Source organism: Candidatus Erwinia dacicola (assembly GCF_001756855.1).
In the GTDB taxonomy this organism is placed as follows: domain Bacteria; phylum Pseudomonadota; class Gammaproteobacteria; order Enterobacterales; family Enterobacteriaceae; genus Erwinia; species Erwinia dacicola.
Map to the genome: position 1 here is coordinate 1 of NZ_MAYS01000471.1, position 4,855 is coordinate 4,855.

2 protein-coding genes are annotated in these 4,855 nt (G+C 55.0%); one reads left to right on the forward strand and one right to left on the reverse strand.

Translation table 11 applies throughout. The features are described from left to right. Window positions 1–187 precede the first annotated feature (187 nt). Window positions 188–1,312, reverse strand: coding sequence for an AI-2E family transporter YdiK (ydiK, locus tag BBW68_RS12455; RefSeq protein ID WP_070135607.1), 1,125 nt, complete (start codon window positions 1,310–1,312; stop codon window positions 188–190). Between the two features lie 258 nt (window positions 1,313–1,570). Here ydiK and ydiJ point away from each other — a divergent pair, with 258 nt between their 5' ends. Next, window positions 1,571–4,630, forward strand: a complete 3,060-nt coding sequence (gene ydiJ / locus BBW68_RS12460) for a D-2-hydroxyglutarate dehydrogenase YdiJ (protein ID WP_070135608.1) — start codon at window positions 1,571–1,573, stop codon at window positions 4,628–4,630. Window positions 4,631–4,855: the final 225 nt, after the last annotated feature.

Sequence of the window (4,855 nt, forward strand, 5' to 3'; positions counted from 1 at the left end):
GAAGAAGCGGGAGTGGGTACTGAAAAGGCTGGATAAAACATAAACGATATAGCTTAAATCGCGTTGAAAAAGCCAAAAAAGCAGGTTTAGAGATAAATATCGTTAATGAAATTTTTGATTTACAGCGGGCAAGCATTCTGGTGGCTAATGATTGCAGCCAAAACTACCGACCACAGAATTGACAAAATTATGGTTTTTGCTGGTGCGTTTTGGCTTCCACTTCGGCCAACTCTTCCACCACGGCCTGCGCATTCTCTTCAGGAGGGGGCGACTCATGCACCCAGACGGATACTAGGCGATATGACACCGCCAACACCACCGGCCCGATGAATAACCCTATCATGCCAAACGCCACCAGCCCGCCGATAACCCCCGATAGGATCAGGATCATCGGCAAATCGGCCCCCATACGGATCAGCATCGGGCGCAGAACGTTATCTAGGGTTCCCACCACACAGCTCCAGATCAGTAGCACGGTGCCCCAAGTGGTATCGCCACTCCAGTAAAGCCAGACGATCTCCGGGACCAGCACAATCAAGGGACCGAGCTGTACCAAGCAGGAAAGAATCATCAGCACCGTCAAAATAGCCGCATAAGGAATTCCGGAGATCGCCAGCCCAATGCCGCCTAACACGCCTTGCACCAGCGCGGTAACCACCACGCCAAGCGCAACGGCGCGGATCGCCTGAGCAGCCAGCAGCACCGCAGCATCGCCGCGACATGACGCCAAGCGGAAAGCGAAGTGGCGAATGCCGTGACCGACCTGTTCACCACGCCAGTAAAGCAGCACACTAAATAGCAGCATCAGACCGATGTGCAACATAAAGCGACCAAAATGTCCGGCTTGGGCGAAGAAAAAGCCGGTGGTGCGGCCAATATAAGGCTGAACCTGAGTGATGATGGCGCTGCCGCCACCAGCCACCAGCTTGTGCCAAGCGGAATGGAGCTTTCTGCCGACCAGCGGAATATCCCGCAGCCAGTGTAATTCGGGCATTTGCAGCTTGCCGGAGGTCAGCCACGCCAGCAGGAGGCTGCCGTTCTCAACCAGGCTGTTAACCAGCATGGCGATGGGAATGATAAACACCAAGATGAGCAGAATGGTCATGGCTAACACGGCCAGCGAGCGACGGCTCCACAGCAGGCCCTGAATTTTGATCATCAGGGGCCAAGTAGCGATCACCACCATGCTGGCCCAGGCAAAGCCGAGGATAAATGGCTGTACGACCCAAAAGCACGCGACGATCATAATACTGATAAACAGCAACGAGAAAATGATCTGCGGTAAATCCCAGCCTGTTTGCACGTTTTTCATTGACGAAAAGTGATCTCGAGTAAAAAGAACAATGATGCGATATCTCTCTAAAATCAGTGCCAGCAAAGCTGGTTACGCTAAGCCTGACTGCTTAAGTTATGATTTATTAAACGATTTTGTGATAGATGCAACAGGTTATTCTTCTGTCTCATTTTTTTGAAATAACAGCAGGTTATAAAAAATGTGATAAAATAGATAACTGAGCAATTTCAATTTGAGCAACGCAAACGATTCACACAACTTTTTGGTCACCCGATAATGATCCCACAGATTTCCCGGGCACCCGGCCTCGTTCAACGGGTGCTGAATTTTTTGGATTCGCTAAAGCAGCACGGTTTTAGCGGCGATACGACCACCAGCTATGCCGATCGGCTGATTATGTCCACCGACAACAGCATCTATCAGCTGTTGCCTGATGCTGTCCTCTTTCCCAGCTCCAGCGCCGATGTGGCCTTAATTGCTCGCTTGGCAGCCGATGAGAAATACCGCACCCTGAGCTTCACCCCGCGCGGTGGCGGAACCGGCACCAACGGGCAATCGCTAAATAAGGGCATTGTAGTCGACATGTCGCGGCATATGAAGAATATTCTGGAGATCAATGTCGAAGAGGACTGGGTAAGAGTCGAAGCTGGCGTGATTAAAGATCAGCTCAATGCCTACCTTAAACCGTTTGGCTATTTCTTCTCCCCTGAGCTGTCGACCAGCAACCGCGCCACGCTGGGCGGCATGATTAATACCGATGCCTCCGGGCAGGGCTCGCTGGTTTACGGTAAAACCTCGGATCATGTGCTGGGGCTGAAAGCCGTGCTGCTGGGCGGTGATGTGCTGGACACCCGCGCGATGCCGGTGAGCGAGGCTGAAGTGCTGTCGCAGCAGCCGGGTGCGGAAGGCAACATTTACCGAGTGGTGCTGGATCGCTGCCGTCAGCAGCGCCAGCTGATTATCGATAAGTTTCCCAAACTGAACCGCTTCCTGACGGGTTATGATCTGCGCCACGTGCTGAGCGACGATCTGCAAAACATCGATCTGACGCGCATTCTCTGCGGTGCGGAAGGGACGCTGGCCTTTATTACCGAAGCGAAGCTCGATATCACCCCGATCCCGAAAGTGCGGCGGCTGGTTAACATCAAATATGACTCCTTCGACTCCGCGCTGCGCAATGCTCCCTTTATGGTGGAAGCTAAAGCGCTGTCGGTGGAAACCGTCGACTCGAAAGTCCTGAATCTGGCGCGTGAAGATATCATCTGGCACTCGGTGAGCAAATTAATTACCGACGTCCCGGATAAAGAGATGCTCGGACTGAATATGGTCGAGTTCGCAGGTAATGATAAGTCGCTGATTGACGGTCAGGTCGAGGCGCTGTGCGCTCGGTTAGATGCGCTGATGGCGATGCGTGAGGGCGGGGTCATTGGCTATCATCTGTGTGATGACGTTGCCGGCATTGAGCGCATCTACGGCATGCGTAAAAAGGCGGTCGGGCTGTTGGGTAATGCCAAAGGCCGCGCCAAGCCAATCCCGTTTGTTGAAGATACCTGCGTGCCGCCGCACAACCTAGCTGACTATATTGTGGAGTTCCGGGCGCTGCTCGACGGGCATAACCTCAGCTATGGCATGTTTGGTCATGTCGATGCTGGGGTGCTGCACGTGCGCCCGGCGCTGGATATGAGTGACCCACAGCAGGAGATGCTGATGAAGCAGATCTCCGACGAAGTGGTGGCGTTGACGGCTCGCTATGACGGCCTGCTGTGGGGGGAGCACGGGAAAGGCTTCCGTGCGGAGTACAGCCCCTCCATCTTCGGCCCGCAGCTGTATGAAGAGCTGCGCCGTATAAAAGCGGCGTTCGATCCGGCTAACCATCTTAACCCGGGTAAAATCTGTGCCCCACTTGGCGTCGATGACCCGATGCTGAAGGTCGATGCCGTGAAGCGTGGTACTTACGATCGCCAGATCCCAATTAACGCGCGCAGCGACTGGCGCGGCGCGATGGAGTGTAACGGCAACGGACTGTGTTTTGACTTTGACGTGAAAAGCCCGATGTGCCCGTCGATGAAGATCAGCGCTAACCGCATGCACTCGCCGAAGGGGCGCGCGACGCTGACGCGCGAATGGCTGCGCCTGCTGGCGGAGCAGGGCGTGGATCTGCTGCTGCTGGAGAAACAGCTGCCGGAGCAGGGCGTCAGCCTGCGCGGAATAATCCAGCGCATGCGCAACAGCTGGCAGGCAAAACGCGGGCAGTATGACTTTTCGCACGAGGTGAAAGAGGCGATGTCAGGCTGCCTAGCGTGTAAAGCCTGCTCGACCCAGTGCCCGATTAAAATCGACGTGCCGGGCTTCCGCTCGCGCTTTCTGCAGCTCTATCACACTCGCTACCTGCGTCCGGCCAGTGACTATCTGGTGGCAACGGTAGAAAGCTATGCGACGCTGATGGCGAAAGCGCCCAAAACCTTCAACTTCTTCCTGCGTCAGCCGTGGCTGAAATCGCTGAGCAAGCGTCATATCGGCATGGTCGATCTTCCGCTGCTCTCTTCGCCAACGTTGCAACAGCAGCTGGCAGGACACCGTACGCTGATTACCACGCTGGAAAGCTTGGAGCAGATGAGCCCGGAGCAGCGTGCGAAGCAAGTGCTGGTAGTGCAGGATCCGTTTACCAGCTATTACGAAGCGCAGTTGGTAATTGATTTTGTCCAGCTGATTGAAAAGCTCGGCTACCGCGCCGTGGTGCTGCCGTTCTCACCCAACGGTAAAGCCCAGCATATTAAAGGCTTCCTGCAGCAGTTTGCGCGCACGGCACAGAAAACCGCAGACTTCCTGAATCGGGTGGCAAGGCTTGAGATGCCGATGGTGGGTGTCGATCCGGCGCTGGTGCTGTGCTATCGCGATGAGTACAACCAGGTGCTGGGCGATAATCGCGGCGAGTTCCACGTTCAGCTTGTGCATGAATGGCTTCATAATGCGCTGACTGCCGCGGATAGCACTGTGCAAGCGGTTCAAGGTGAGGCGTGGTATCTGTTTGGCCACTGCACCGAAGTGACCGCCTTACCAGAATCGGTAAAGCAGTGGGAAACCATTTTCGCCCGCTTTGGCGCTAAGCTGGAAAATGTCAGCATCGGCTGCTGCGGCATGGCCGGAACCTACGGCCATGAAACGAAAAATCTGGAGAACTCGCTGGGAATTTATGAGCTGTCCTGGCAGCAGGCGATGCAAAAACTGCCGCGCCAGCGCTGTCTGGCGACCGGGTACTCGTGCCGCAGCCAGGTTAAGCGCATTGAAGGCAGCAACGTGCACCACCCTCTGCAGGCTTTACTGGAGATTATCTGATAATTATCTGGAAACCCGCAGTCACGCTTGAGCAGCTTAATCAGCGCAGCGAGGGAACGATAGTGGTGCATGTCGGCATCCGTTTCACCGTGCTGAACGAAGAGAGTATCAAGGCGCTGATGCCGGTGGATAGTCAAACCCGCCAACCGTTCGGGCTGCAGCACGACGGTGCTTCGGTGGTACTGGCGGATCAATGGCATTCGGTTAAGCTTTTGCCGGAGCATG

Coding starts and splice junctions, on each gene's coding strand:
- ydiK (WP_070135607.1), bottom strand. CDS start 1,312: ATGAAAAACGTGCAAACAGGCTGGGATTTACCGCAGATCATTTTCTCG.
- ydiJ (WP_070135608.1), top strand. CDS start 1,571: ATGATCCCACAGATTTCCCGGGCACCCGGCCTCGTTCAACGGGTGCTG.